The 2,948-nt window shown below is 49.7% G+C and carries 5 protein-coding genes; 2 read left to right on the forward strand and 3 right to left on the reverse strand.

Going from position 1 to position 2,948, the window contains the following annotated elements; translation table 11 throughout:
• Positions 1–94: 94 nt before the first annotated feature.
• From M3200_RS01185 to M3200_RS01195, 3 genes are read right to left on the reverse strand one after another with little or no spacing between them, the layout of a single operon-like run.
• Complete coding sequence (locus M3200_RS01185) at positions 95–997, reverse strand: RluA family pseudouridine synthase (RefSeq protein ID WP_022381712.1); 903 nt, start codon at positions 995–997, stop codon at positions 95–97.
• Positions 998–1,009: 12 nt separating this feature from the next.
• Positions 1,010–1,252, reverse strand: a complete 243-nt coding sequence (locus M3200_RS01190) for a hypothetical protein (protein ID WP_022381713.1) — start codon at positions 1,250–1,252, stop codon at positions 1,010–1,012.
• Between the two features lie 24 nt (positions 1,253–1,276).
• Positions 1,277–1,504 carry a hypothetical protein gene (locus tag M3200_RS01195; RefSeq protein ID WP_022381714.1) on the reverse strand — a complete coding sequence of 76 codons (228 nt, stop codon included), beginning with the start codon at positions 1,502–1,504 and terminating at the stop codon, positions 1,277–1,279.
• 303 nt (positions 1,505–1,807) lie between these two features.
• Here M3200_RS01195 and M3200_RS01200 point away from each other — a divergent pair, with 303 nt between their 5' ends.
• Complete coding sequence (locus M3200_RS01200) at positions 1,808–2,455, forward strand: hypothetical protein (protein ID WP_022381715.1); 648 nt, start codon at positions 1,808–1,810, stop codon at positions 2,453–2,455.
• Positions 2,456–2,635: 180 nt separating this feature from the next.
• Positions 2,636–2,948 (forward strand): hypothetical protein (locus tag M3200_RS01205; RefSeq protein WP_288178068.1); only part of this gene is annotated, 313 nt, incomplete at its 3' end.

A 2,948-nucleotide genomic window follows, 5' to 3' on the forward strand; every position in this document is an offset into this window, starting at 1 on the left:
CTATAAAAACAACACGAAATGTCCTATAAGCCACGATTCATCATTCCTCAGTTTTTTCTCTTTATCTCTTTATATACTTCTCTTTATATATACATTAATAATGCACGCCGGAGAAGTATTTGTGGACGAAGGCTACTTTCGGGAGGCGGATGATTTTGCCGGAGATGTAGGACAGGATGCCGCCTTCCTCAGTGAAGTCGAAGGAGAGCTGGTAGGCACAGAGGAGCTGGCCTCTTTCTTTATATTCTTTGTTCAGCGCCTTGAATCCGTATTTGTCGTCGCCTAAGATCGGGTGGCCGATGTGGGCGAGCTGGGTGCGGATCTGGTGGGTTCTTCCTGTGATGAGATGGCATTTCACGAGGGTAAGGTCGCCTGTGGCTGCCATTCTTTCGTATTCGGTGATGGCTGTCTTGGAGCCTTTTATGCGTTCTTCGGAGACGAAGACTTTGTTCTGCTTGGCGTCTTTGAAGAGCTGGTGCTCGAGGCGGCCTTTGCTGTTTTGTACTCTTCCTGTGACGACGGCGAGGTAGGTCTTCCCTATTTTCCTGTCACGGATGAGGCCTTCCAACACATCGGCAGCGGGCCTGTTCTTAGCGAAGAGGAGGATGCCTTCTGTGTGGAAGTCGATGCGGTGGACCGGGATGGCCGGCGCTTCGCCTTTTCCTTCGAGGTACTTATTGACTCTTGTAAGAAGGGTATCCTTTTCCTTTCCTTCAGGATCAAGGGACAGGAGCCCGGCGGGTTTCACGGCCGCCAGAAAGTTTTCGTCTTCATACAGAATGACGGGCTCTGTATTTTTCTTTTCTTCGAGTACATAGGAAACGACATCATCTCCCCTTGAGAGGCGGAAGGATGCGTCTTCTTTCTTTCCGTTGACTTTCAGTTTCTTGGTGCGGATGGCTTTCATGACAAGGGATCTTGGCCAGTGTTTCTTGTCCTGCATGAACTGGTCCAGGCGTTTTCCTTCGTCCTTGGGGCCGATCTTGAATGTTTCCATGCCCTTCCTTTCTTAGTGGACGGTCGGCAGATTGAAAGCGAGCTCGGGCTGCGGGTGGGCCGCATTCGTTTCGGCGAAATCTTTCAATGCGTTGACGACTTCATTTTCGTGTTCTCCTGCGAAGTCAAAAGCGCCGCAGAATGCCTGGGAGCAGGCAGTAATGACGGAACGGCGGAGCGTCTCGTCGATGGATAATGTCACTTTGCCGTCTGCGTTCACGCGGATCTGGACGGCTGCTTCTTTCATATCACTCATGCTTAACCTCTGTCTTTTATTTGTTTATTGGATGCGGGAGCCTTTTTCAAGGTCTTCCCTTCTGTATTCATCAGCGAGAACCTTTAGGAATGCGGAAATGTCTCTTTCATGGGAGGGGTCGATGTTTTCGGCGCGGCAAAGGGCAGCGGCAAGGATTCCTGCTGTTTCTTCACGGCTTGCGGTCGACCGTATGATGAGGTCTTTTCCCTCATGGCTTTCTATCTCGATGAAATGGCTTTTCGTATTTTCCATAGATTTCTCCTTATTTGTTCTATGCTACACGAAAAGGGGCGTCCTGTAAATCCTTCGATACCGGCAAATTTCCCGCCTTTAAAAATAATGAAAATTTGTTATAAGCTATATGCAATTACTGTATTTTTATTATACGTTACTCAGACTTATAATTAAATTAGAAAAAGGAATGATTCAGGCACACCGGTGAATCGCCTGGCATCCCTTATCCGGATTACATTTCAGCGGCTTATCCGCTTCGTTCATACTTTATATAATTTGGTTCCGCTTCACGATGGAACGGGCAGAAAGGAGACGGTTCAAATGACAGTCAATGATTATCTGGAATTCGTAGGTTCGGGCATGATGATGACAGCCCTGAAGGCGTTTGGAAAGAATACGGGCTGCAGCCTGCGTTATGAGTGGAAGAAGTCCAGGGAAGAGGCCGGCGGAATCGGCTCCAAGGGACCGGCCAAAGGCGAAGTCGATACCTTCTACTGGGAATACATGATCTACAGGCTCCATGTGGCAGGAAATGTGATCCGTGACTGCGAGGGCATGGCTCCTTCCTACAAGAAATCCATCCTGAAAGGACTGCATGACCTGATGGATGATATGCCGATGTACCTCAAGGCAATCGCCCTGAAAAAGGCGCTCGACGGCTGCTTCCTCACTCTGGGCAGGAGCTCCGTCATCCTGACAAGGGAGCACGTCCTCACTCGTCTGAATGAGCTCCGCGCTGTGGAGACGAAGTGCTCCGGCGATCCGGTCCGCGCATGCATCGAGAATGTCGCAAAAGCTTCCGGCATGGAAGTCACTGAAGGGCTCCTCGATTACTTCGATGATAAAACGCACGGGTTTGCGGCAGCTGCAGCAGCCAGGATGATGGAACTCACTCCTGACCGCGTATACATGGAAGCCAATGCAGAGAAGAAATTCGAAGGCGGCGGAAAAAGCGACATGTATGCTTGACAAGGTTCCTTCATAATTCAATATAAACGGGGGAAAAGCCATGGGCCGGTGCCTGTGGCTTTTCTCTTTTTGATTTTCTCACTCTTCCTTTGGCTCTTTACTATGCAAGTGAAGGCTTCCCCTGTCCAAAGTACATGCGGCATAGTACAATAAGGTAACTGACGGGAAGGAGGGATTCCCATGGACAGAAGGATGTACTACAAAAGTGCAGGGCTGTCGGTTGCGCGGCGCGCTTTCTACTCTTATACGGCACAGCCACGTGGAAGCTACGGGCTTCCGCTGATTTTCCTGAAGATGCTCAAAGCGCAGAAGGTCATCACGTTCGAAGAAGACAAGGAACGGTGGCGTTCGTTTCTCTGCGATTACATTGTCTTCCGCCTTTACATTGCCAAGTATGTCCTGAAATCGTATGCCAGGGATTACAGCCCTCTCACCGAGCTTTACGCAGGTTTCAAAAATGCAGAAAAGGACTGGCCCGGGTTTATCCGGTCCT

It is taken from the genome of Dialister sp. CAG:357 (assembly GCF_000435155.1).
GTDB classification, from domain to species: Bacteria; Bacillota; Negativicutes; order Veillonellales; family Dialisteraceae; genus Dialister; species Dialister hominis.

What these genes read in the sequence shown, in the direction of transcription:
- M3200_RS01185 (WP_022381712.1), bottom strand. Translation starts at nt 997, where the DNA reads ATGGAAACATTCAAGATCGGCCCCAAGGACGAAGGAAAACGCCTGGAC.
- M3200_RS01190 (WP_022381713.1), bottom strand. Translation starts at nt 1,252, where the DNA reads ATGAGTGATATGAAAGAAGCAGCCGTCCAGATCCGCGTGAACGCAGAC.
- M3200_RS01195 (WP_022381714.1), bottom strand. Translation starts at nt 1,504, where the DNA reads ATGGAAAATACGAAAAGCCATTTCATCGAGATAGAAAGCCATGAGGGA.
- M3200_RS01200 (WP_022381715.1), top strand. Translation starts at nt 1,808, where the DNA reads ATGACAGTCAATGATTATCTGGAATTCGTAGGTTCGGGCATGATGATG.